The sequence below is a fragment of the Cohnella sp. GbtcB17 genome, from assembly GCF_019091135.1.
In the GTDB taxonomy this organism is placed as follows: domain Bacteria; phylum Bacillota; class Bacilli; order Paenibacillales; family Paenibacillaceae; genus Cohnella.
In genome coordinates this window covers 22,560-44,652 of record NZ_JAGXJW010000037.1, presented here as the reverse complement: position 1 = coordinate 44,652, position 22,093 = coordinate 22,560, and the positions used below count along the sequence as shown (strand labels likewise).

Annotated in this window: 30 protein-coding genes; 26 read left to right on the top strand and 4 right to left on the bottom strand. The window is 47.7% G+C overall.

Going from position 1 to position 22,093, the window contains the following annotated elements:
* Positions 1 to 30 precede the first annotated feature (30 nt).
* From KVT38_RS20320 to KVT38_RS20215, 22 genes are all read left to right on the top strand, one after another.
* Positions 31 to 159 (top strand): paeninodin family lasso peptide, encoded by a 129-nt coding sequence (locus tag KVT38_RS20320; protein ID WP_110468926.1) that lies wholly within the window; start codon positions 31 to 33, stop codon positions 157 to 159.
* A 438-nt stretch (positions 160 to 597) separates the two neighbouring features.
* Positions 598 to 1,566: an aldolase gene (locus KVT38_RS20315; RefSeq protein WP_217595569.1), complete on the top strand. Its 969-nt coding sequence runs from the start codon at positions 598 to 600 to the stop codon at positions 1,564 to 1,566.
* The gene (locus tag KVT38_RS20310; RefSeq protein WP_217595568.1) at positions 1,563 to 1,868 is read left to right on the top strand and encodes a lasso peptide biosynthesis PqqD family chaperone; all 306 of its coding nucleotides are present in this window, start codon (positions 1,563 to 1,565) and stop codon (positions 1,866 to 1,868) included. Before KVT38_RS20315 ends, KVT38_RS20310 begins: the two co-directional genes overlap by 4 nt.
* A gap of 20 nt (positions 1,869 to 1,888) precedes the next feature.
* Positions 1,889 to 2,356: a lasso peptide biosynthesis B2 protein gene (locus KVT38_RS20305; protein WP_254639374.1), complete on the top strand. Its 468-nt coding sequence runs from the start codon at positions 1,889 to 1,891 to the stop codon at positions 2,354 to 2,356.
* The gene (locus tag KVT38_RS20300; protein ID WP_217595566.1) at positions 2,334 to 3,506 is read left to right on the top strand and encodes a nucleotidyltransferase domain-containing protein; all 1,173 of its coding nucleotides are present in this window, start codon (positions 2,334 to 2,336) and stop codon (positions 3,504 to 3,506) included. Before KVT38_RS20305 ends, KVT38_RS20300 begins: the two co-directional genes overlap by 23 nt.
* A gap of 15 nt (positions 3,507 to 3,521) precedes the next feature.
* Complete coding sequence (locus tag KVT38_RS20295) at positions 3,522 to 5,330, top strand: ABC transporter ATP-binding protein (RefSeq protein WP_217595565.1); 1,809 nt, start codon at positions 3,522 to 3,524, stop codon at positions 5,328 to 5,330.
* A gap of 49 nt (positions 5,331 to 5,379) precedes the next feature.
* A complete protein-coding gene (gene cysC / locus KVT38_RS20290; protein ID WP_217595564.1) occupies positions 5,380 to 6,063 on the top strand; it encodes an adenylyl-sulfate kinase in 684 nt (227 codons plus the stop codon).
* A 22-nt stretch (positions 6,064 to 6,085) separates the two neighbouring features.
* Complete coding sequence (locus tag KVT38_RS20285; RefSeq protein WP_217595563.1) at positions 6,086 to 6,610, top strand: VanZ family protein; 525 nt, start codon at positions 6,086 to 6,088, stop codon at positions 6,608 to 6,610.
* Positions 6,611 to 6,770: 160 nt separating this feature from the next.
* A complete protein-coding gene (locus tag KVT38_RS20280) occupies positions 6,771 to 7,340 on the top strand; it encodes a hypothetical protein (RefSeq protein WP_217595562.1) in 570 nt (189 codons plus the stop codon).
* 71 nt (positions 7,341 to 7,411) lie between these two features.
* On the top strand, positions 7,412 to 7,717 hold the full coding sequence (locus KVT38_RS35410) for an AAA family ATPase (protein WP_306795338.1): 306 nt from the start codon (positions 7,412 to 7,414) through the stop codon (positions 7,715 to 7,717).
* 555 nt (positions 7,718 to 8,272) lie between these two features.
* Complete coding sequence (locus tag KVT38_RS35255; RefSeq protein WP_256454884.1) at positions 8,273 to 8,398, top strand: hypothetical protein; 126 nt, start codon at positions 8,273 to 8,275, stop codon at positions 8,396 to 8,398.
* Positions 8,399 to 8,425: 27 nt separating this feature from the next.
* Positions 8,426 to 9,037: a restriction endonuclease gene (locus tag KVT38_RS20265; protein ID WP_217595561.1), complete on the top strand. Its 612-nt coding sequence runs from the start codon at positions 8,426 to 8,428 to the stop codon at positions 9,035 to 9,037.
* 286 nt (positions 9,038 to 9,323) lie between these two features.
* Entirely contained in the window at positions 9,324 to 9,641 is a 318-nt protein-coding gene (locus KVT38_RS20260; protein ID WP_217595560.1) for a hypothetical protein, read from the top strand.
* A gap of 837 nt (positions 9,642 to 10,478) precedes the next feature.
* The gene (locus KVT38_RS20255; RefSeq protein WP_217595559.1) at positions 10,479 to 10,946 is read left to right on the top strand and encodes a hypothetical protein; all 468 of its coding nucleotides are present in this window, start codon (positions 10,479 to 10,481) and stop codon (positions 10,944 to 10,946) included.
* A gap of 263 nt (positions 10,947 to 11,209) precedes the next feature.
* Positions 11,210 to 11,821 carry a hypothetical protein gene (locus tag KVT38_RS20250; protein WP_217595558.1) on the top strand — a complete coding sequence of 204 codons (612 nt, stop codon included), beginning with the start codon at positions 11,210 to 11,212 and terminating at the stop codon, positions 11,819 to 11,821.
* Between the two features lie 256 nt (positions 11,822 to 12,077).
* Entirely contained in the window at positions 12,078 to 12,332 is a 255-nt protein-coding gene (locus tag KVT38_RS20245) for a hypothetical protein (protein ID WP_217595557.1), read from the top strand.
* Positions 12,329 to 12,718, top strand: coding sequence for a retropepsin-like aspartic protease (locus KVT38_RS20240; RefSeq protein ID WP_217595556.1), 390 nt, complete (start codon positions 12,329 to 12,331; stop codon positions 12,716 to 12,718). The genes KVT38_RS20245 and KVT38_RS20240 overlap by 4 nt, the downstream gene beginning before the upstream one ends.
* Positions 12,719 to 12,881: 163 nt before the next feature.
* Complete coding sequence (locus KVT38_RS20235; RefSeq protein ID WP_217595555.1) at positions 12,882 to 13,124, top strand: hypothetical protein; 243 nt, start codon at positions 12,882 to 12,884, stop codon at positions 13,122 to 13,124.
* Positions 13,125 to 13,444: 320 nt separating this feature from the next.
* Entirely contained in the window at positions 13,445 to 14,056 is a 612-nt protein-coding gene (locus tag KVT38_RS20230) for a hypothetical protein (protein ID WP_217595554.1), read from the top strand.
* A gap of 189 nt (positions 14,057 to 14,245) precedes the next feature.
* On the top strand, positions 14,246 to 14,689 hold the full coding sequence (locus KVT38_RS20225) for a GNAT family N-acetyltransferase (protein WP_217595553.1): 444 nt from the start codon (positions 14,246 to 14,248) through the stop codon (positions 14,687 to 14,689).
* Between the two features lie 150 nt (positions 14,690 to 14,839).
* Complete coding sequence (locus KVT38_RS20220; RefSeq protein ID WP_217595552.1) at positions 14,840 to 15,364, top strand: histidine phosphatase family protein; 525 nt, start codon at positions 14,840 to 14,842, stop codon at positions 15,362 to 15,364.
* Positions 15,365 to 15,558: 194 nt separating this feature from the next.
* A complete protein-coding gene (locus KVT38_RS20215) occupies positions 15,559 to 15,918 on the top strand; it encodes a VOC family protein (protein ID WP_217595551.1) in 360 nt (119 codons plus the stop codon).
* Between the two features lie 274 nt (positions 15,919 to 16,192).
* Here KVT38_RS20215 and KVT38_RS20210 read toward each other — a convergent pair whose 3' ends face one another.
* The 4 genes from KVT38_RS20210 to KVT38_RS35575 form a co-directional block, all read right to left on the bottom strand.
* Positions 16,193 to 16,951 carry an ABC transporter permease gene (locus KVT38_RS20210; RefSeq protein ID WP_217595550.1) on the bottom strand — a complete coding sequence of 253 codons (759 nt, stop codon included), beginning with the start codon at positions 16,949 to 16,951 and terminating at the stop codon, positions 16,193 to 16,195.
* Positions 16,944 to 17,864 (bottom strand): ABC transporter ATP-binding protein, encoded by a 921-nt coding sequence (locus tag KVT38_RS20205; RefSeq protein WP_217595549.1) that lies wholly within the window; start codon positions 17,862 to 17,864, stop codon positions 16,944 to 16,946. Before KVT38_RS20205 ends, KVT38_RS20210 begins: the two co-directional genes overlap by 8 nt.
* A 115-nt stretch (positions 17,865 to 17,979) precedes the next feature.
* A complete protein-coding gene (locus KVT38_RS20200; RefSeq protein WP_217595548.1) occupies positions 17,980 to 18,909 on the bottom strand; it encodes a sensor histidine kinase in 930 nt (309 codons plus the stop codon).
* Positions 18,909 to 19,613, bottom strand: coding sequence for a response regulator transcription factor (locus KVT38_RS35575; protein WP_217595610.1), 705 nt, complete (start codon positions 19,611 to 19,613; stop codon positions 18,909 to 18,911). The genes KVT38_RS20200 and KVT38_RS35575 overlap by 1 nt, the downstream gene beginning before the upstream one ends.
* A gap of 270 nt (positions 19,614 to 19,883) precedes the next feature.
* On the opposite strand from KVT38_RS35575, the gene KVT38_RS20190 reads away from it, so the two are divergent.
* From KVT38_RS20190 to KVT38_RS20175, 4 genes are all read left to right on the top strand, one after another.
* Positions 19,884 to 20,432, top strand: a complete 549-nt coding sequence (locus KVT38_RS20190; protein WP_217595547.1) for a hypothetical protein — start codon at positions 19,884 to 19,886, stop codon at positions 20,430 to 20,432.
* A gap of 380 nt (positions 20,433 to 20,812) precedes the next feature.
* Positions 20,813 to 21,082 (top strand): hypothetical protein, encoded by a 270-nt coding sequence (locus KVT38_RS20185; RefSeq protein WP_217595546.1) that lies wholly within the window; start codon positions 20,813 to 20,815, stop codon positions 21,080 to 21,082.
* A gap of 22 nt (positions 21,083 to 21,104) precedes the next feature.
* Entirely contained in the window at positions 21,105 to 21,563 is a 459-nt protein-coding gene (locus KVT38_RS20180; RefSeq protein ID WP_217595545.1) for a YhfM domain-containing protein, read from the top strand.
* Positions 21,564 to 21,600: 37 nt separating this feature from the next.
* Positions 21,601 to 22,092: a DUF6933 domain-containing protein gene (locus tag KVT38_RS20175; protein WP_483298183.1), complete on the top strand. Its 492-nt coding sequence runs from the start codon at positions 21,601 to 21,603 to the stop codon at positions 22,090 to 22,092.
* Position 22,093: the final 1 nt, after the last annotated feature.

The following is a 22,093-nucleotide window of genomic DNA, read 5'->3' as shown; positions in this document are numbered from 1 at the left end:
GGCCCGCCTTTGAAAGGAGGTGAACGCACAATGGCAAAGCAACAATGGCAAACGCCCGAGCTCGAAACGCTGAACGTCAGCGAGACGATGTACGGCAAAGGCATGACGAACATCGACTTCGTCACGACCGAAGACATGGACATCTACACCCCGAGCTGAATCCGTTTTTTATCCCAAAGTGTCCTTATACAGTCCCTGACAGGGCTGTATAAGGACTTCTTTAACCATGCGTCACGGCCTTGGCCGCAACGAGAGTTGCAACAAGCATGAACGTGAATGGACAGGTCTAGCAGCACATCCGCTGTTGGCGGTGCACGTGTGCACGTAGATCGATAGTTTCAAGTGACATCCGCTGTTGGCGGTGCAAGTGTGCACGTAGATCGATAGTTTCAGGTAACATCCGCTGTTGGCGGTGCAAGTGTGCACGTAGATCGATAGTTTCAGGTGACATCCGCTGTTGGCGGTACAAGAGTATATCTAGAATGACGGTTAGCGGTTATTCCGCTGCTACCTACGGCGACAAAATTTAAACATTGGCCATACCCGCGTTAGCGGTCGAAATAGTTATCCCATTTTACGAAAAAAGGAGCGATTTCGATGATCGATGCGGCTTTGGCCGAACGAACGCAGACAGCAGCGGTATACAGGGCGTTCGGTCTCGACATGGCGAGCGCGATTCCGCTGCCCGAACTGCCGCCGGCAGGCGTTGGTCGTACGGCAGGAGCGCCGGACGTCACGATCGGCACGGCCGATCCGGCGCCGCTTCGGGAGGAGCTCGAAGCGACGGGCAGCAACTTCTCGCTGACGCGCGAAGGCAGCCGCTTCCTGTTCCTCATCCCCGACACGGCCGTCTACTGCATTGACGAAGGCCGGCATATCGCGGTCGCGCCGCTGCCCGGGGCCGATCCGGAGAAGGTTCGCGTGTACCTGCTCGGTACCTGCTTCGGCGCGCTGCTCCTGCTGCGCGGACTGCTGCCGCTGCACGGCAGCGCGGTCGTCGTTGACGGCAGGGCGTATGCCTTCGTCGGCGATTCGGGCGCGGGCAAGTCGACGCTCGCCGCCGCGCTGGTCGCCATGGGACATCGTCTGCTCAGCGACGACGTCGTCGCGGTCACGGCCGGCGTGGACGGCAAGCCGTATGTCATGCCCGCCTACCCGCAGCAGAAGCTGTGGCGGGAAAGCCTCGACGGTCTCGGCATGCAGGCTTCCCCGTATCGCACCATCTACAGGGAAACCGAGAAATTCGCCGTGCCGGTCGAAGGGCGCTTCGGCTCGGAGCCAGTGCCGCTGGCAGGCGTGTTCGAGCTGGGGCGGTCGGAGTCGGACGGCGAGCGGATCGGCGTCGGCGCGCTGCCGGTGCTCGAACGGCTGCGCGTCATGCTGCAGCATACGTACAGGCAGGCGCTGATTCCCCGGCTCGGCCTCGTGGATTGGCATTTCCGCGCGGCATCGGGCATCGCGTCGGGCATTACGGTCGCCCGGCTGTTCAGACCGTCCGCGGGCTTTACGGCCCGCCAGCTCGCAGAACACATCATACGATTCGACAAGGGAGGCGCAACGGTATGATCGAAGCAGGATTGACGAACGCGCAAGATACGGAGCAGATCGTCGTACGGGCAGAGGGCAACATGGCCAGCGACATGAACGGCGAGAAGGTGATGTTCAGCACGCGCACGGGCAAGTACTACAATCTCGGAGCCGTCGGCGGGCGGATCTGGGAGCTCATCGCCGAACCGATCGCCCTCGGCCGGCTGGTCGACGCGCTCGCCTCGGAATACGAGGTAGAACGGGCGACGTGCGAACGCGAGGCGCTTGCTTTTCTAAGGCAAATGTATCGCGAATCGTTGATCGAGCTGCGTCCGTCCTGATGCGGGGCCTCAGAAAATTCATGGCATGGCCTGCCGCGCGGCGGCGGCTCATGCTGGAGGCGCTTTTGTACCTGGCTTGGGCGCGAATCTTGAAGGCGCTGCCGTTCAGCCGGCTCGCGCCGAAGCTCGGCAGGCCGATGGTGGAGACGCCGCATGTGCACGACTTGAACGCCGAGCGTGTCGTTCGAAGCATCTCGGAAGCGGTGCGAACGATGAGCCGCCATACGTTCTGGGAGAGCCAATGTCTCGTGCAGGCGCTCGCGGCCAAAAAAATGCTGGAGCGGCGGAGCATGGACAGCACGCTGTATCTCGGCACGGCCAAGGACAAGCAGGGCAATCTCATTGCCCATGCCTGGCTCCGCAGCGGTCCGGTCTATCTGACGGGCGCGGGAGAGCGGCGATTGTTCACGACGGTGGCGGTATTCGGCACGGACTATTCGACTGAAAAGATAGAAGGTGCGAGGCATGAGTCAAACTTACGAGCTTAATACGACCGCATTTCCCCGGGAGCTGACCGCGATGCTCGCGGCGCTGCGGAGCGAGGCCGCGCGGGAGGAGAAGGCGCAGCAGGAGCCTCCGTTGCCGAACATCGATTGGAATCAATTCGTGAAGCTGGTCCGCCACCATCGGGTCTATCCGCAGATCCGCGGGGACCGGGACGGCGCCGGCTTGATTCCGTCCGATGTCCTGCAAGCCCTGGGCGGCGATTGCCGGCAAAATACTTGGCGCATGCTCCGGCTGAGCGGCGAATTGGACCGGCTTTGCAGGTCGCTGGGCGAACGGGGCGTGCGTTCATTGGCGCTTAAAGGTCCGGCGCTCGCCCGGCAGCTGTACGGGGACATTTCGCTGCGGACGTCCAAGGACCTGGACATTCTCATCCCGGTCGGCGACCTGGAGAAGGCGGAGCGTCTGTTGGTCGAGCTCGGCTACGAGGCGGACGAACCGATTCCGCGCGGACTGGGCGACTGGAAGTGGAAAATCCACCACGTCTCCTTTACGAATCATGAAACGCGCATCCAGGTGGAGGTGCATTGGCGACTGAACGGCGAAAACGGCAAGGAGCCGTCGTTCGAGGCGCTGTGGCGGGATCGGCAAGCGTGCGCGCTGTCGGATGCGATCTTCATGCCGGGCGATGCGCATCTGTTCATGTACCTCGTTACGCACGGCGCGCGGCACGGCTGGTTCCGGCTGCGGTGGCTGACCGACATCGACCGCATGGTCGGCCGCGGCTTGGATTGGGACGCGATCGTCCCGCTGCTTCGGCGATACCGCGCGCTCGATCACGCGGGCCAGGCGCTCGTGCTCGCATCGGGGCTATTGCATACGCCGATTCCGGGCGAGATCGGCCGTATCCTCGCGAGAGGCCGCGGGCCTGCGCTGGCGGATCGCGCGCTCGGCTTCATCCGCGATACCGTCGTGCTGACGACCGATCCCAGCGCAGGCGAAGTGTCCCGGGTGTACAAGCGCTATTTGTTCGAGCTGAAGACGACGCGTCAAAAATGGGGCTATGCGATCAGCCGGCTCTATCCGAGCTTCCGGGACACCAAAGCGCTGCCGCTGCCGCGCTCTTTGTATTTTTTATATTTTCCGCTGCGGCCGTTCGTCTGGTTGTGGAGGCAGGTACGTCAAGAGACTTGAGGGCGGGGTGAGGCGATGAACGAACTGCGGTTTTACTTGAACCGGCTGCGCAGCTACGCGGGGATGCGCCTGTACGCCCAGTTCGCCGCGATGGTCGCGCTCGGCCTGTTCGACGGCATCGGCATCTACATGCTCGCGCCGATGCTCGGACTGCTTGGCCTGCTCGGCGACGGCGCAGGCGGCACCGGCAGCCTCCCGTTCGCCGGCGAGGCGCTGGCCGCGCTGCGCGAGCTGCCCTCGAATCTGGCGCTGCCCGTCCTGCTTGCCGCTTACGTGCTGATCGTGACGCTGCAGTCGCTGCTGCAGCGGGCGCAAAGCATCCGCGGCACCCGGCTGCAGCAGGGCTTCATCCGGCATCTGCGCCTCTCGCTGTATGCGTCGCTCATGCGCTCCGACTGGATCTTTTTTCTGCGTCGCCGGCGGTCCGACTTCCATCACCTGCTCACCTCCGAGCTGGCGCGGGTCAGCCAGGCGACTTACCTGTTTTTGCAGCTTGCTTCCTCGGTCGCGTTTACCGTCATCCAGATCGGGATCGCCTTCTGGCTGTCGGCGAAGCTGACGGCGGTCGTGCTCGTGAGCGGTGCGGCGATCGCGTTCGTCATGCGCCGCAAGATCCGGCGGGCCAAGGAGGTCGGCAACCGCACGAGCGAGCTGTCGCAGCAATACTATGCGGGTTTGACCGATCATTTCAACGGCATCAAGGATATTAAGAGCAACCGACTGGAGGATTCGTATCTCGGCTGGTTCCGCGGGCTGACCGGGCGGATGGAGGCGAACTTCATCGCCTTCGCGCGGCTCCAGGCGACGACGTCGAGCTTGTACAAGACCTCTTCTGCGGCGCTGATCGCCTTGTTCGTGTACCTCGCCGTTGAAATGCTCCACGTCGGCGCGGGCGAGCTCCTGCTCATCGTCGTGCTGTTCGCGCGGCTGTGGCCCCGCTTCGCGCAGATCCAATCGAACGCGGAGCAGATCGGCTCCGCGATTCCCGCGTTCCGCAGCTTGCGCGAGCTTGAGCGCGAATGCGCCGAAGCCCGGGAATCGGGAGCCGACGAAGCCGGCGATCGGGCGACGGGGCTCGACGTGAAGACGGGGATCGAGTGCCGTCACGTCTACTTCAAATACGCCGGCGACGCAGACGCGGATTATGCGCTGCGTGACGTATGCCTTCGCATACCGGCAGGCAAAATGACGGCCATCGTCGGCAAGTCGGGCGCGGGCAAGAGCACGCTCGTCGACCTCTTGATGGGCCTGCTCGAGCCCGAGCGCGGATCGGTGCTGATCGACGGTCTCCCGGTAACGGGCGAACGGCGTCTCGCTTTGCGTCATGCGGTGAGCTATGTAGCGCAGGAGCCGTTTTTGTTTCACGAGAGCATTCGGGACAATCTGCTGGCCGTACGCCCGGACGCGAGCGAGACGGAGCTCTGGGAGGCGCTGCGTTTCTCGGCTTCTGAAGATTTTGTGCGGCGTTTGCCCGAAGGGCTGGATACGGTCGTCGGCGACCGAGGCGTCCGTCTGTCGGGCGGCGAACGGCAGCGGCTCGTGCTGGCGCGGGCGATCCTCAGGAAGCCTTCGATCCTCGTGCTGGACGAAGCGACCAGCGCGCTCGATACCGAGAACGAGGCTCGTATTCAGGAGGCGATCGATCGGCTCAAAGGAAAGATGACGATCGTCGTCATCGCGCACCGCCTGTCGACGATCCGGGGAGCGGATCAAGTCGTCGTCATGGAGCAGGGAGAGGCGATCGTTCGGGAAGACGGTCCTGTGGGTGCGCCGGACGGACGTTTGAGCGACGGCGTCATCGAATGGCCGGCAGGCGTCAGATAAACGCGACCGCGCACCGGACCGCACGCGGTTAACTACGGGAGGGATTCGCATGCAAGCGAACGATAATGCAGCAGGCGCTGCCGGCACGTCTGGCGGACGAGGCGCTGCACCGGTCGGTCAGGTCACCTGGCAGCGCTCAGGCGTGACGCGCGCGGACCGGGAGCGCAAGAACGGGCATTCAGGTCGCGTGCTTTGGTTTACGGGGCTGCCGGGATCGGGCAAGTCCACGCTCGCCTTTGCGTTGGAAAGAGAGCTGCATGATCGGGGCATCGCCTGCCTGGTGTTGGACGGCGACAATGTCCGTCATGGACTATGCCGCGACCTCGGCTTCTCGGAGGGCGACCGGCGGGAAAATTTAAGAAGAGTCGGCGAAGTGTCCAAGCTGTTCGTCGAGGCGGGCACCGTCGTGCTGGCGGCGCTCGTCTCCCCGAACGGCGAAGACCGCGGGATGGTCAGAGCTATGTTCGAGGAGGGAGACTTCGCCGAGGTTTACGTCCGTTGCTCCCTCGAAGAGTGCGAGCGGCGGGATCCGAAGGGGCTGTACAAGAAGGCGCGCAGCGGTTTAATCCCGAGCTTCACGGGGATCGGAGCGCCGTACGACGTGCCCGAACGGCCGGAGCTGACGATCGATACGCAGCTTGCGCCGGCCGGCGAATCCGTCGCCGCCCTGATCGATTACTTGGAGCGCCGCGGCGATTTGCTCGGCAGCCTCGCCGAAGCGGGGCAGGTCTAACCGCAGAAAGGGGAACGGCATCATGACCGACAAAATCAGTTGGAGGCGCCTGATCGCGCTTGCCCTCCTGTGCTGCGTCGTCATCGTCATTTTTAAGCTGTCTTCGCAGCCCTACAGTAAGCAGACGATCCAGCCGCTGCTCAATCGTACTTTGTCTTACGAGACGGCCGAGCGACTGCTGCCGGGCGTGGATATTCACTACGATGGCAAGGAGTATCGCCGCGACATCAATCCGTACGGCATGATCGAATTCGCCTTTCGCAAAAGCGCGCACTTGTTCGTCTACGGCGTGCTGGCGGCAGTAACCGCGCTCGTGCTGAGCTTGTTCCGCCTGCGCCCGCCGGCTGCGGCTGCGCTGTCGCTGGCCGTCGTCGGGATCGTCGCGATTCTGGACGAGTGGAACCAACGCTATTCGCCGGCGCGCACGCCGACCTATCAAGACGTGCTCGTCGATCTGACCGGCGGCGCGATCAGTCTTGCCATATGCTTTGGCACAGCCGCGCTCTACCGGCAATGGCGTCGCAGCCGTGCGGCAGGGAGGCCGTAGGACATCGTAATTCAGCTTTCATTTGGAGCGATCCGCGCGATGCGGGTCGCTCTTTTTTGCGTTGTGGCGACGATGCAATCAAGCCTATGCTTCGGTTCCCTTAATTTACTAAATGTGATATAACGGAGGTAATATTAATCGAAGGCAAAGGAGGCAACTGATGAAGCGTTACATCTCCATTTTGCTGCTTATAAGCTTGGTTGCAGTCGGACTCTTCTCCTTTCCAACTGATAGAGCATTCGCCTGCAGCTGCGCCGATAAGAGCACGCAGGAGAGACTGGACGGCGCCGCAGCCGTGTTCGTCGGCAAAGTGATTCATAAGGGCTTACCGAGCATATTGCGTTCAGGCGCAACAAGAGAATATGCCTTTGACGTTCAACGCGCCTGGAAAGGCGTCTCAACCAAACGAATCACGATTCAAGCGCTAGGAGGAGGATCAGCTTCCTGCGGAGTCTCGTTCAGCAAAAACCAATCTTACCTCATCTTCGCTCATTATGACGAGAATCGGATGCTCCAAACGAATCTGTGCAGCGGCAATATGCGGGCATCAGCCGATGAATCCGTCGCGATTCTCGGAACGGCCGCGATGGAAGCCAACGCGTTAAGCGGAACCGCCTATGGAGGAAGCATGCCGTCTCTCAATCTTTTCTTATATGTATCCGCTTTAATACTCGTCGCCGCAGCATCGATCATGGCCTGGAAAACCTTTCGACGAAGACGTCGATTGTGATCGAGTAGCCAGTTGTAGATCTGTCCGAAGCATGAAGAATTCATCGAAATACTGAAAGCAGGAGAACTGAATTGAACAGAATATTAATTATAGGTTCCGCTGGATCTGGAAAGTCTACGCTTTCCCAGCGAATCAGTGAAGAATTAAAACTTCCCGTTATTCATTTAGATAAGTATTATTGGAAACCCAACTGGGTCCCAACTCCAAATGAGGAATGGGATAATTTTGTTATAGAGGCTACCAACCAAGAACAATGGATTATGGATGGCAATTATACAAGAACCTTGGATTTAAGATTAAAGCGTGCAGATACAGTAATCTTTTTAGATTTGTCTCGATGGTTGTGTTTATACAGAATCATTAAACGAAGAATATGATATCACGCTAAGACGAGGCCAGATTTAAATGAAGAATGCCGTGAGAAACTGGATTGGACTTTTATTAAATGCGGTTTGGAATTACAAAAAAAGAACTCGAGCAACAGTTTTGGGACAACTCAACGCCTTCAAAGATCAAAAGAAAATCATTATTGTCAAGACGAGGCAAGAAGTAAAGGAGATAACAAACCGGATAACGAATACACGAAAAATGATTGGAACTTAGGAAGCCGAAGACTTCTGACTATATATTCACGCGGTTAAAGACGGTGTCGTGATGGACAAACAAAAGAAATTGATTTTGTAGATTTGTTTTGTCGAAGAGAAATTAGATCCAGATTACTATTTGAATTGCATTCTTCAAAGAAGCGCAAACATGCTCTTAGTAGATTTGCCCATCATTATGAGAACTTATTAAAACGGGAATTCATGAAGGAAATAGAGAAATACAACTCTGATGTCTTATGGGTATAGGAATTCATAAAGAAAAATAGCCCGATCAGTGAAGCTTACGTTAGATCTTCTAACCCTGAAATTGATGGGAAAAAGCTGCCATTGAAAGAAGCTTTATATCAGCTGTTGGGTGTTGGGCATGGAAATAACCTTGCTTACTTTGAAGCTGAACAAGAAGTGGGTCCGCCAAAAAGATATATTTTAAAAGCACAAAAAGGAACTTCATGAGTAGAGTTCGTTACTGCAGAACATGAGGTGGCAATTATCAACCCATACCGTGAGTTTGTCGCGAGTATTTCTGCTTTAGAATTTGAAAAGTATTGCGTAGAAATATTAGAAGCGTATGCTGAAGCTGAAGCACTTAAAGACTTCAAAATACTTCATAACCAAAAGGTTCGAACCCATGATGGAGAATACCAGATTGATATAGTCGCTGAGTTTGTGGCTTTATCTGTAGACTTTAAAGTAATAATTGAGTGCAAGCGTTATAAAAGACCAGTGGAACGTGAAAAGATTGTGGTTTTAGCTGACAAAGTACGAAGTTTAGGTGCACACAAAGGGATATTAATCTCTACATCAGGTTTTCAAAGTGGTGCAACGGAATATGCAAAGCAACATGGAATCGCTCTATTGCAAATATTTGATAAGTATATGATGCATATTCAAAATTCCATAAATCCCACAATAGATCACTTGCTAATTGAATTTATTAAACGATCTCCTAAATTTTACGCATACCAATGGGGAACAAGCTTGAGTGATTTTCCTGATAAACAAATATACCCCTCGGAAACTATGAAATTAGAAATTAAGGAGAAGATATTGAAGCAAAATAACAAACAAGATAATAAGAAGAATTCTACTTAATAACAGAAATGCCACCATTGTAATCAAGAGAATAGAGAGTTTCTCATAGAAGAGATAGAACTTCACATAACAATATATTCACTCGTCGGAGCCTAGCGGCTCTCGATCCGCAGATGAATTTCAGGGAAGCGAATCAGGCGGACACACCTGCGAGGCTAACTGCGCTGGCACGCAGCGGTCGCATTGCGACTTAAGCCTTTCGGCGTAGTGAATGCGGAACGTTACGTGCCATTGGTGAATCAAAAAGTTATAAAATCAAATTTATCATAAACCTGGGTGAACTCTTATGAACGAAGAACCTGATGTAAAGGCAAAAATTACTTTTTTGACTCCAGAAAAGGGCGGTAGATCTAAACCTGCTTTTTCAGGATATCGACCAGCCCATTCGGTAAAAGATCATTATCTTACTTCAGGTATTCATATGTATGAACGTGAAAGCGTTAATCCGGGGGAAACAGTCATAGGAACTATAAGGTTTATCACACCTGAGGCATACCCGGAATGCTTATGGGAAGGAAAGGAAATACAAATTCAAGAGGGCAGTAGGCTTGTTGGCTATGCAACGATAATTGAAATATATAATAAAACCTTATTAAAGAAGTAAAACTTATTAAGAATTGCTTCGAAGTCGCCAACGATTCGGATCGTCTTCGTCGATCTTCGGTCCGCCCGAGGATTTTCACGAAGTGGATGTAGGACACACCCACGAGGCTAAGCCCTGTCGGATCCGTCGCCACGCGACCTTAAGCCTATAGGCGTCGTGAATACGGGAACGTTATCTGAAATACCACTTGAACGGAGAAGAAATAAATGAATTCAGGAAGCATCGTAAGCAAGTTAATAAGTCTATTTATTACATCATTGATTATGACAGTGGCGATGATATTAATATCCTTTCCTAATGAATTTATTGTGATATTTTTCCCCGTTTATTTTATATTTTTTTCTGTTTCATTCTTTATTTCATTTCCAACGTCATACTTAGTTGAGAAATTATCTTTAGCAACTCGAAATATATGGAAGAGAATGATCATGTCAATTGCTTTGAGCATCATCATTTTGTTGCTAATATTAGTTATTTTACTTCTTGTTGGATTTAATATTAATCAAAATCACATTCTATATGGAATAATTACTTACTACCTATTCTTTACATTGGATAACATACTTTCCTTTGCAGAGAGTAAAACTAGAAATGCAAACAAAGAATTTTAAAGCTATAAACATTGAATGTGCTTCAACAAGTGTGGTACGCCATGTAACAATGTATTCATGCTTCGGGGTGTTGCCCTCTGGGTGTTGGAATCCGAGGAAGCGGAATCCGGCGGACACATCTGCGAGGCTAACGCGCTGGCGCGCAGCCGGCTCCTGCGGAGCCTTAAGCCTCTCGGCGTCGTGAATAAGGGAACGTTATACGAAAGAACCTGAAGGGATTTTTAATGTGCCATATCATGAATTCATTGTTGGTGATGAAAATATTTCTATAGCGGATGTTTCATGGAATGAACACAGAGTGGTGATAAATGGCATTGTGGTTTCGCCGCAGGCATCAATTGATGATGATTTACTAAACTATTTCAATGACTCCCTTGAATGGATCAAATCTAAAGGTCCTACTAGTTCTTTTCCGGGAAACGGACTTGATCGATATGGATACACAATTATTAAGGATATGGAAAGCCTTGATACGTTCATACGAATAATTTCATCATGGAAGAATCTATTTAATAATGCTCCTAACGAAATTATTTTAACTGGGGACTACGGTTGGAATGCAGACTCCGAAACAGGCTTTTACGAAAAAATTTCTTTCAACAAGATTGAATTGGTTGAATCTTTAAACAAATTAATTGAAGTAACAGAAACAGCAATTAAAAATAATCAATGTGTAATACATTTTGGAATTTAAATAAAGAACTATTTTAGCAGTTCAATAAAAAAGCACGTTCCTTCGTATAACAAAATATTCACGCTTCGGAGTCTCCGGCACCTTGGACTGCCAGATGGAATTCAGGGAAGCGAATCAGGCGGACACACCTTTGAGATTAACTGCGCAAACGCCGGCGGTCTCTCGACCTTATGCATACGTTAACGTTCAGTGAAATATAGAAAATCCATTTGGGGGGGGGGGGGGGATTAACACTGAAGTGGAAAAGAATTGCTTATCCTATCGTGGTTGTATTCTCGTTAATATTTTTAACTAAGCTTCATTTGGATTACTCACTTGGTGATAGATTGTTTGAAGTTCTAGGAGTTTCTCCATGGACAAGTAAAGAACAGAGTGGTTTACATATAACGGCTTTACTTGGTTTTGTATTACTAATTATCGGAGTAGTCGGTACTGTTAGGCATTATCGTTCCAAATATCCTAAGATTCTAAGTAGAATAATTATTGGGTGTTTTGCGTTTACATTTATTTATCCGATCCTTATTGAAAAAATTATGTTTTTAGCAAAGCATAATGCAAGTGGGATTAACTCTATTGATGTAAAGGATGGGCGTTGTAATTTTCAAACAGTTGAAACAGTTGTAAAAGCGAATTGCACTTTCACTTTTTATAATTATGGGAAAGAAAAATCAATAGTTGTAAAACCAATAATGAAAAATAATGATGCTGATATTGAAATTGAAGAAAGAACGGTGTCAATAAGTCCACACAGTCGAGTAAATCTCGGTACACAATTTGAAGGTAAGCAGAGAAACGGGACAGGTTTCTCAGGAACATTAAATCAAATAAGCATTGAAATAATGGTGAATGGAAATAGAAAGAGATTTGATGAGTAATTCTAGAAGCCTAAGCTTCACCTAACACGGTGTTCACGTATCGGGGGGACAAGCCCCTTCGGTCTGGCAGCGGTATTTCGGAGAAGTCGAAGCAGCCTGGCACATTCACACCGACTAAGCGCATAGCGCCCGGTGACTTCGTCGCCCTAAGTCGGTGGGACGTCGAGAAGACAACAACGTTATACGAAAGTTCACAAGAGCTGAAAATTCAAGATATGGTATAATTTTTTATAAGCTCAAGAAACGAGGTGGGTCCATGAATTGGGAAACACTTAGAAATCATTTTCCAGATCAATGGGTACTTTTTGAAGCAATTGAAGCCCATTCGGACAATGGCAGAAGAATTGTAGACCGAATAGCTGTGATTAATCAATTCGTTGAAGGCAAAGATGCGTTAAATGAATATAAACAAATCCATAAGACAGAACCAAATCGAGAGCTTTACGTGGCTCATACCAGCAAGAATGAGTTAGAAATCATTGAGCGTAAGTGGTTGGGAGTTCGGATATGAATACAGCAATTGAACTATCGGATAGTGATTTGCCTTTCATTGAAATTACAGTTTACTACAACAATCAAAGCATCAGATTACAACGAGTACTTATAGATACTGGTTCATCAAGTACGATCTTGAAATTGGATGTAGTTGAAGAGATCGGATTGACGGTGGAATTAGAAGATGTTCTAGGAACAATCAGCGGAGTAGGTGGAAGCGAATTCGTCTTTTTTAAGACAGTTGATGCATTGGAAGTAAATGGATACAAGATTGAAGACTTTCAAGTTGATATAGGAACCATGAATTACGGGATAAATATTGATGGGATTATTGGAATGGACTTTTTGTTAAAGGCAAGAGGAGTAATAGATTTGAATGAATTAATACTGATTTGTAAGTAATGCAGGATGCGTGGGCCTTCGTATAACACCATATTCACGCTTCGGGGCCTCAGCCCCCTCGGTCAGCCAGTTGAATTTCGAGGGAGATGACTCAGGGCGGACACACCTGCGATTTTAGAAACAATAAATGATAAATAGAAGAAAACGTTTGGAGGTATCCAACGTGAAGTGGAACGAAGTTCAAAGTATTTATCCGGACCAATTTGTTAAGTTTGAAATTTTGCATTCATATGAGCAAGACAATAATGAAATAATCGACGAAATTGCATTAATCGGACCTGTCAAAGATGATGATGCGACAAAGGAATTATTGAATAGTAAGAACAGGACTCTCGTTTATCATGCTTCGAAAGATCAAATTATAGTTAAGAATCGCAAGAACATTGGATTGAGGAAATATTTATGAAGATTGAGTTTAGAGAGGGCCTCCTTCTTACAGAATTAAAGATCACATTTAATGGACGAAGTAAGACCGCTAAGGATATTGTAATTGATACAGGTGCAAGCCATACGCTGATTTCCCAAATTTAATATAAATCTATACAACCTTGAACTACTACGTCTGCAATAACGATTGCAGATTTTTTTGTGGGCAAAATCGAAGAAAAGATAGAATTTCACCTAACAATGTATTCACGCTTCGGAGCCAACGGCTCCTAGGTCCACCAGATGGGATTCGGGAAGCAGATTCAGATTGCAGAACCTAATGAAAAGGTGAAGACTCCTGTGTTTAGATGGCTAAAGAAGAGGAATGGTATTTCAATTGAACAGCAATTAAATGACTTTCTTGGTATTGGAATCGGCTTAAAAGAAGGTATTAATATAAATGATTGTTTGGATTTTAATAAGAAAGAATATAAGATAAAACCATATTTTTTATTACTGACAACATTAGGATCTGAAATCGTGTCAAATGACAAACGTTTTTTATTTCCAAGTGATGACGTTTGGTATTTGGATAGAGAATGTATTGAAGATAATGGAGATTACGTTCGGGTGATTCGGCGTATAGCTGAAATGACAAAAAATGATTTTTCACTAGATCACATTAATGATTTTATAGACCTTGAGAATAAATGCGCCTGGATTTCCTTTAAAGTCAATGGCCAAGGCTATAAATTCGATTTGAATGTCAATGATGATTGGTTGGATATACGCGTATTTGAGATTTTCTCAATATTATTATTGAAATACGGAAGTAAGAAAAGATTCTTCTTTTCAGATATTGATCCGAACCTATTGGTTGTGTTAATCGAGAAGGAAAAGTACAGAAGATTGAATGAGTTATTAAACATCTTTATTCCAGCTCATCTCGGAGAAGGCAGGTCTGTCCTATAACAATATATTTTCGCCGATTCTCGGTTGACCAGATAGATTATTGGGGAAGTGGAATCAGACGTACACACCTGCGTGGCTAACTGCGCCAGTAAGCAGACGGACCTTCGGTTTATAAGCCTCTCGGTGTCGTGAATACGGAAACGTTAAATGAAACCGCCGATATCTTGTATCGAAAGCAGGTGCATTTAAATGACAGTATGCAGATTAATCCGCGAAGACGAATTAAAAGATCTTTTATTACTTTATAAGTTTTTACAACCATCAGATCCTGTGCTGGAAATAGACCAGAGCCTGTACGATCATTGGCAAAATATTTTAGAAGATCAGAGTATGAAAATTATTGTAGTAGAACATGACGGGAAACTTGTGGCATCTTGTGTCCTGGTTATAATTAAGAATTTGACTAGAAGTGCAAGACCATACGCTTTGATTGAGAATGTTATTACGCATGTAGATTATAGAAGAATGGGATTTGGGATTACGGTATTAGAAAAAGCTAAAGAAATGGCAAAAGAAATGAATTGCTATAAAGTAATGCTTTTAACCGGTTCTCAAAGGGAAGAAGTACATAGATTTTATGAGAATGCTGGATTCATTAAAGGCAAAAAGACTGGATTTATAATTAATATGTAGGGCTAAATGGAAGAATAATCGAACGCACTTGCGAGGCTAAGTCCGGTCGGACCGGGTCGTCTTGGCAACTTTCAGCCTCTCGGCATCGTGATACGGGAACGTTATCGGCCATTCCTCGAAGACATATAAAAACAGGAAAGACGAGTTCAAATGACCATATTTTATCTCATCCGGCACAGGGAACCCCAGTGGGATATTAATGAAAAGTACAAGCTAAAAGGATATGGAAGAGATCTTGTTCCACTAACACAAAACGGTATTCAGCAAGTTTATGAAGCTTCTAAAGATGATCGATTAAAAAAGGCACAAATCATTTTATCCTCACCCTATACCCAGGCACTTCAAACAGCAGCCATTTTATCTAAACAGTTGAATATAGAAGTGCAAGTTGAATTTGATTTGAGGGAATGGCAACCTGATTTGTCATTTCATTTTGACACGCTAGAACAGTTACAAGAACTCGGAGATGACTTTGATAAACATAAAGGAATATACCCTGAAGGAGAAACCCGATTATGGGAATCAAGTTTAATGATGAAAACAAGGATAGAAGGTGTTATGAATAGATACTTGAACTTCGAATATGTCATCATTGCAGGTCACGGAATGATCTTTAGGACACAATATCAGATAGATGAAATTCCACATGCTTACATAATTGAACTAAAGAAATAGAAACTATGAGGAAAGTTTGAGAAGTGTCGGAACAGCAGATAACAATGTATTCGCGCTTCGGAGCCTACCGCTCCTCGGTCCGCCAGATGGAATTGAGAGAAGCTTTGTGACCTTCAGGCCTTTTGCAATCGTGAATAAGGTAACGTTCGTTTAAATTCTGGCAACATACAAACCAATAAATGAGGAAATTCTTTATGAAGATAAGGGAAACTGGATTTATCCTGTTTCTTGAAGACTACAAAAGAAATGTTGACTTTTATAGTTTAAAACTTGGACTTTCTATAAGAGAGCAGAAAGAGAATTTGACCATATTTAATTTTGGTAACAGCTATTTAATGGTTGAGGCTAATGGTGTGAAATCTGAAGTCGAAAAGACAAGGGCTCAAAATCCGACAGTAATTAGAATTGATATAGAGGACTTTGACAAGACGTTAGAAGTTCTAAAACGACAATTAGATGTTAAGGTCTATAGACATACATGGGGAACCATTGGGGTTATCATTGATCCAGAAGGAAATAGAATTGAACTAAAGGACGTGTCGTTATCTTTGTAAAAATGGCCCATCCAACACATAACAATGAATTACGCTTCGTACCTACGGTCCCTCGGTCCGCGAGATGGAATTCGGGGAAGCGGGTTGAAATCCGGCACATTCCCGAGGCCTAGATTCAATTTGAGAATCACTTGAAATTCCGGGCGCGAAACATATATATTGGCCGGCGATTTTGCTGCTGGTCTCCGTATGGAGTCGGCGGGCTACCGGAAACGTTCATTAAGGCTCCCAAACAGAGCCTTGATGGACGTTTACGTTTACTTTTTGAAAACGTTCAAGAACCGCTGTGGACCTCGGATTTCGTGTAGTAGAATACATTAAAGAGAAAAAACAACAAGAAGACGGCTGCCTGCGGATAGAGTGCATGGATGCGGTATATATCATCGGGGACGTTCGCTTTCATCATATCCAGTAAGTGTACGATCATGGAGCCGAAAGGGATATAGCTGACAAAGGTAACGCGCCCGGCAATATGGTCTTCAACCCCTTGCATTCCCATCATATTGATGAGTACGGCGACGATTCCCAGCACAATGGGCGGAATGAAGCTTTTGCCTATGATCCCTACCGTCATCGTAACCGGGATAAGCAGCGCTTGGAACGCCAACATCCATGCGTTTGCGCGGGTGAACTTCCAGAATAACGCTTCTGAAAGCTGCTGGTCGCTCATGATGCTGCCCGCCGCCAAGGTCAAAGCATAATTCAACACAAAGATTGCCGTCGATAAGAACAGAATGATGATCATCTTGCCGATCAGGATCTTCACACGATGATGCGGGTATACGAAAAGCTGGTTAATCGTATTATCGCCGTATTCCCGAACGACAACAAAGCCTGCGAGCAGAGAAAGCAGCAACGGCGCGATCATGACATTGAGGAACAGAGAATTGTTGATCAAAAAATCGTTCCAATTCAAGCTCCTTGATTGCCCGAATATCGATAATACGGCCGGCAGCATGCCGCCGAAGAGCGTCAGCCACAGGAGCTGGGTGCGTTTTAATTTCAATATCTCGGCATAGAAAACGTTAAGCACTGCGTTCGCCCCCCGTCAAGCTTAGGAAGTAATCTTCCAAGGTTTCGCGCAGCATCGTGATTTCCGCAACCTCGATCCGGTTCTCAACCAGCATTCGATTGATGGCGGCCGACTCCGACAACTGTTCGAACACCCGTATAACCCCCGGTTCGGGAACAGAGTAGTCGCGAATGTCCATTTTTTGTTCTAACAGCATGACCGCCTCGCGCTCGTTGCTCACTTTAAATTCGACGCAATGCCTGTTTTTCATCTGCAGTTCCTGCTGCTCGATCTCCTCAACCAGCTTTCCGCGATGCACGATGCCCAGCTTCGTCGCCATCTGCTGGATCTCGCTTAAGATATGGCTGGATACGAGCACGGCAATATTCCGCTTGGAGGCTAAGTCAATAATTAACTGCCGCACTTCCTTGATTCCGGCCGGGTCCAGTCCGTTTGTCGGTTCGTCGAGAATAAGCAATTCCGGATGGTGGAGCAAGGCGCGTGCGATGCCAAGTCGCTGCTTCATGCCCAGCGAGAAATTTTTCACTCTTTTGTTGCGGGCGTCCAGCAAACCGGCTTGTTCCAGCGATTCCTCTATGCTCTCCTTGTTCCCCATCCCCATCATCCGTCGGTGAATGTCCAAGTTCTCGACAGCTGTCAAATTCGTGTAAAAACCGGGGATTTCGATCATCGAACCGATGCGTTCGAAAGCGGATTTGCGGCTTGATTCCGCGTCCTTCCCGAACAATTCGATCCGTCCGGAAGTGGGCTTGATCAAGCCCATGATCATGCGGATCGTCGTCGTTTTTCCGGCGCCATTCTGCCCGAGGAATCCGTAGATTTCGCCTTTTTTTAGAGAAAGGCTGATTCCGTCAACGGCCGTGTGCGTCTTGTACTTTTTGGTAAGGCCGCTTGTCTTCAAGATAGATTCCACTCGTTTCCAACCTCCTTAGCGCTTTTGCGAAGCTAGCTTCGTAACCATTCGCATGGGTTGGATTGATTATACGATAGCGGATTTACATCGGATTGAACTATTTCTTACATGTTTCTTAAGTTGCCCGAGGCAGGTAGAATGAGAACTCGGTCCGCTCGTTCGGAATGCTGCTCGCTTGAATCTCGCCGCGCTGCTTCTCGACCAGTTTCTTGACGATCGTCAGACCTAGTCCATTGCCTTGCTGGCTCGTGTTGCGGGAAGCCTTGCCGGTGTAGAGGCGCTCGAAGACATGGGGCAAGTCGGTCTCCGAAATTCCTTGGCCGCAATCCCATACGTCGACCCACACCCGTGCTTCCGCTTCACGCACCCGAATGCCGATCGTCTCGCCATTCGCACCGTAACGAAGTGCATTGCTCAGCAGATTGTTCATGATTCTTTCGATGCTCTGCCTGTTTCCCCAAACATAAACGTGCCGCTCCGGAAATTCCAGTTGCGGCGTGAGCCCCGCGAGTTGGAACTGTTGGTAGAAAGAGAGGACCGACTCCTGCATTTTCTCGATGATATTTAATTTTTCGGGCTCCGGCGCGTCATCGTCGGCTTCTAATTTGGACAGCTCGAAAAAGTCCCTGACCAATGCATCCAGCTTGTTTCCCTTGGCGGCTATGATCCGGAAGTACTGCTGCCGAATGTCTTCCGTCAAGGTCCGGTCACGTTGCATGACTTCCACATATCCCATAATCGCTGTCAACGGTGTGCACAGATCATGGGATAAGTGGGTAATCATCTTCTTTCGTTCGGATTCCAGCAGATTCAGCTTCTCCATGTTTTGCTGCAAATCGTCTATGAGCCGGTTTATGCTTCCTCCGAGTGCGACCAAAACGGAGCTGCTGTTTGGGAGGCGCACTCTTTGGTTGATGGCTCCCGCACGTATCTCTTCAACCCGCGCGGTCATCAGCGCCAATTGCCGCTTCATGCGCCATTGGCGATAACCAAGCAAGCTGATTACGGCCAGCAGGATAACGAAAATCGGGATGTACGCCGGCATCAACCCGCGGCCTCCCCCAGTTTGTACCCGATTCCCCACACCGTTTGGATATAGGTCGGGTTTGACGGATCCGGCTCGATTTTGGTGCGCAGCCGTCGGATATGAACCATGACGGTATTCTCGTCGGAGATCGTTTGTTCTTTCCAGACAGCCTGGAAAATTTGCGACTTCGTGAATACCCGGGTGGGATAGCTCAGAAACAGCTTTAAAATATCAAACTCTTTGGCTGTCAGCGTCATTTTGCCGGCAAGGGAAGTGACTTCATAGGTATGCAAGTCGATCGCCAGTTCGCCATGGGTCAGCACGGTTGGAGAATGGTTGTTCGAATGGTTGTTGAAGTAAAAGTAGCGTCGAAGCATCGCCTTGACTCTGGCGGACAATTCCCCCAGCCCGAATGGCTTCGTCAAATAATCGTCCGCCCCGAGTCCGAGACCGATGATTTTATCCACCTCTTGCCCTTTGGCCGACAAGATCAGCACGGGAATGTTATGGGTTTCACGGACGCGGCGGAGCACCTCGTAACCGTCAATCTCAGGCAACATCAGATCCAATATCAGAAGTTGGAAAGACATTTGCTTGATAAAGCTCATGGCTTCCTCCCCTGTATAAGCAGAGGTAGTATGATAGCCTTCCGTGCGTAGGCAGTTGACCAGTAACCCGTGAATTTCCAAGTCATCCTCGACAATAAGAATATTCGATGAGATGATGCTCACCCCTCGGTATAAGATCGGATACGTTTATCCTATCGTGCTCAGCAGTTGACAGGCCCAACGCGGAGCGCTCGGTTGGTTCCCTAGCCCAGCGAAGTTTTTCGTAGTCACATTATAACTTATTTTTTCCCGCTCCCGAGTTTCACACCTAAGCTTTTAAATACAATAAATGATAAAATAGAGGAAAAATGTTGGAAGGATCCAACCAAGAACTACAACGTCTGTAAGAAGCATTGCGGATTTTTTTGTGATGGAGGACATCATATGAAAACATTTTTCTTTTCGATAGTATGTTGTATTTTACTTTTGACAGCATGTCAGAAAAAGACAACAATCCAACCACTCTCAGAGGATGACTTTAGGGTTTCATACCGGAATATGCAAATCGACGAAACTATTCTGCCAACGATTGACTCAACATTAGGAATTAGCGATGAGGATATAGAAAATAATTATGGTTTGGTGAGTCAAGGTTTCGATAATGGGTACTCTCGCTGGAATTTACATTACCCTAATAACACAAATACGAAGTTTGAAATAACAATCATGGGTAATGGGACGAATCCATTAGATGGAGATTACATAGCTGGCATTCAACTATATAAGCTTCCAACTTCTCGAGGAGTTAAAGTGGGAGACAACGTTGATAAGTTGCTTAATAAATATGGGTTTCCGGATGAACAGATAGAAAATAAACTTGCTTATATAAAGGGGACTAAAAAGTTAGTTTTTGAATTAAATAATAAGGTCGTTACAAATATAACAATAGATTATGAACTAGATCGAGCGGATAAAGACCAGGGCTTTAAATGATGCTTCAGGATGTCAACTTTGCAAAGCGGTGCATTCAGAAGGTAAGCAGGAAATCAACGCAATCACTTAGGGGGAGTTGCTACATGGGAACAGAATGGTATGACATGATCGCCAGGAGAAATGGCGGATATAAAAATTAGAAGAGAAGTTAAAAGAAAATACGATTGATGGAAGAATCGCGATTAAAGAATTGAAATATATCTCGAGAGCGATAAAAAGATAATGTATCCGTGCGGAGGTGGCTATGAAAACCTTAATAAGCTTATTTATTGTATGTTCTCTCATAGTCCTTACTTCGTGCTCTGATCAAGGACATACGGTGGATGTAAACTTCAAGATTCCAGAAGTTCATCATGTTATCAATGAAACTGAACTAAACGTTGAGAACAAATAAATTTATTGATCCAAATGATGCACAGAATGCTGCTCCCTTTGTAAAAGATATTTTTATTTTCATGACGAAACATCCACAAGTTTTAGCAAGTGGATACTTAGTTGGACCGGATAGGGAAGATTATAGAATAACAATTGACGGACTTTATGTCCCTGGTAAATATGTGACAGAGGAAATTAAAAATGATTTTATTGAGTTTTGTGTTGATGCTGATGAGCTTAACACAGAAGGAAAATTGTTGAGTTGGTGGGATTAGCAAAGGAGAAGGTATGTTGTAGATGACATTGCTGGGAAAGGAGGATTCGAACATTAAAACCAGAATTATATCATTTCTTGTTTTATTATTCGTAATCGCAGGGTGTTCATCAAACAATCCTAAACTGAGCGAAGTTAATAGTGTAACGCTTGAGTGTATTCAAAGTTGCCTCATGCAAGATAATCCTCCATTTAATATAAAAAACTTTGACGACAGAAAGTCCATATCCTTGTTTGTAAAGGCGATTAATAAAGGGAAACGGATGAAGGGAAGTTTAGATTACGCTGCAGTTTTTCTGATGACTTTTAATATGGAGAATGAAGAACGCAAACAATATCATTTAAACATCATGAATACCGAAAGATCACAAATAGGTATGTACTTAAAATTACCAAACACTGAAACAGGATACAAGTTATCTAAAAAAACAAGTGAGAGACTCAAAAAACTTATATATGAAAGCAATATTAAGGGGCATTGACCACTCAGAATGCTAGGTTCACGAGAACAAAGGAGCGATTATCATACTGGCGCTTAGACTTACTCAAAAACTTTTAACAGATATGAAGGTTACTCCGTTTGAATTAAATGATGAAAATTCATTATTCAGTTGGCATGTAAATATCCTTCAATTGCGAAAGAAGCATATTATTTTCGTAAACGATTTTAGTCGGTTATGCATCATTATTGACGGAATTCGAAGCGGTCAGCTTGTTAAGCTTCAACAAAAATTTGTAACAGAATTCAAGGGATATCTAAAGCTGCAAGGAGTAGAGAACAGCCATATCGATCAATATCTCCTTGAAGCAGGGGAAATTGTTATCGGGAAAACAACTGATCGCAGTGTGTTAGGAACGATGAAAGAAATGTCTCTTTATTGTGAAGGCGTCGAGTTTGACCATGCGATTGACCTCAGCGTATGGCTTAACAGGCTGATTTATAGACCGATCGATTATGAAAAACCAATTCAAGTTTTCATGAAAACATTAAAAGAGAGGTACGCCAAATAAG

Bases quoted from the DNA above. Each gene is read 5' to 3' on its own strand.
- KVT38_RS20240 (WP_217595556.1), top strand. From the start codon at position 12,329: ATGAATACAGCAATTGAACTATCGGATAGTGATTTGCCTTTCATTGAA.
- KVT38_RS20310 (WP_217595568.1), top strand. From the start codon at position 1,563: ATGATCGAAGCAGGATTGACGAACGCGCAAGATACGGAGCAGATCGTC.
- KVT38_RS20295 (WP_217595565.1), top strand. From the start codon at position 3,522: ATGAACGAACTGCGGTTTTACTTGAACCGGCTGCGCAGCTACGCGGGG.
- KVT38_RS20190 (WP_217595547.1), top strand. From the start codon at position 19,884: ATGAAAACATTTTTCTTTTCGATAGTATGTTGTATTTTACTTTTGACA.
- KVT38_RS20305 (WP_254639374.1), top strand. From the start codon at position 1,889: ATGGCATGGCCTGCCGCGCGGCGGCGGCTCATGCTGGAGGCGCTTTTG.
- KVT38_RS20315 (WP_217595569.1), top strand. From the start codon at position 598: ATGATCGATGCGGCTTTGGCCGAACGAACGCAGACAGCAGCGGTATAC.
- KVT38_RS20300 (WP_217595566.1), top strand. From the start codon at position 2,334: ATGAGTCAAACTTACGAGCTTAATACGACCGCATTTCCCCGGGAGCTG.
- KVT38_RS20200 (WP_217595548.1), bottom strand. From the start codon at position 18,909: ATGCCGGCGTACATCCCGATTTTCGTTATCCTGCTGGCCGTAATCAGC.
- KVT38_RS20245 (WP_217595557.1), top strand. From the start codon at position 12,078: ATGAATTGGGAAACACTTAGAAATCATTTTCCAGATCAATGGGTACTT.
- KVT38_RS20280 (WP_217595562.1), top strand. From the start codon at position 6,771: ATGAAGCGTTACATCTCCATTTTGCTGCTTATAAGCTTGGTTGCAGTC.
- KVT38_RS20260 (WP_217595560.1), top strand. From the start codon at position 9,324: ATGAACGAAGAACCTGATGTAAAGGCAAAAATTACTTTTTTGACTCCA.
- KVT38_RS20320 (WP_110468926.1), top strand. From the start codon at position 31: ATGGCAAAGCAACAATGGCAAACGCCCGAGCTCGAAACGCTGAACGTC.
- KVT38_RS20285 (WP_217595563.1), top strand. From the start codon at position 6,086: ATGACCGACAAAATCAGTTGGAGGCGCCTGATCGCGCTTGCCCTCCTG.
- cysC (WP_217595564.1), top strand. From the start codon at position 5,380: ATGCAAGCGAACGATAATGCAGCAGGCGCTGCCGGCACGTCTGGCGGA.
- KVT38_RS20215 (WP_217595551.1), top strand. From the start codon at position 15,559: ATGAAGATAAGGGAAACTGGATTTATCCTGTTTCTTGAAGACTACAAA.
- KVT38_RS20180 (WP_217595545.1), top strand. From the start codon at position 21,105: ATGACATTGCTGGGAAAGGAGGATTCGAACATTAAAACCAGAATTATA.
- KVT38_RS20220 (WP_217595552.1), top strand. From the start codon at position 14,840: ATGACCATATTTTATCTCATCCGGCACAGGGAACCCCAGTGGGATATT.
- KVT38_RS20225 (WP_217595553.1), top strand. From the start codon at position 14,246: ATGACAGTATGCAGATTAATCCGCGAAGACGAATTAAAAGATCTTTTA.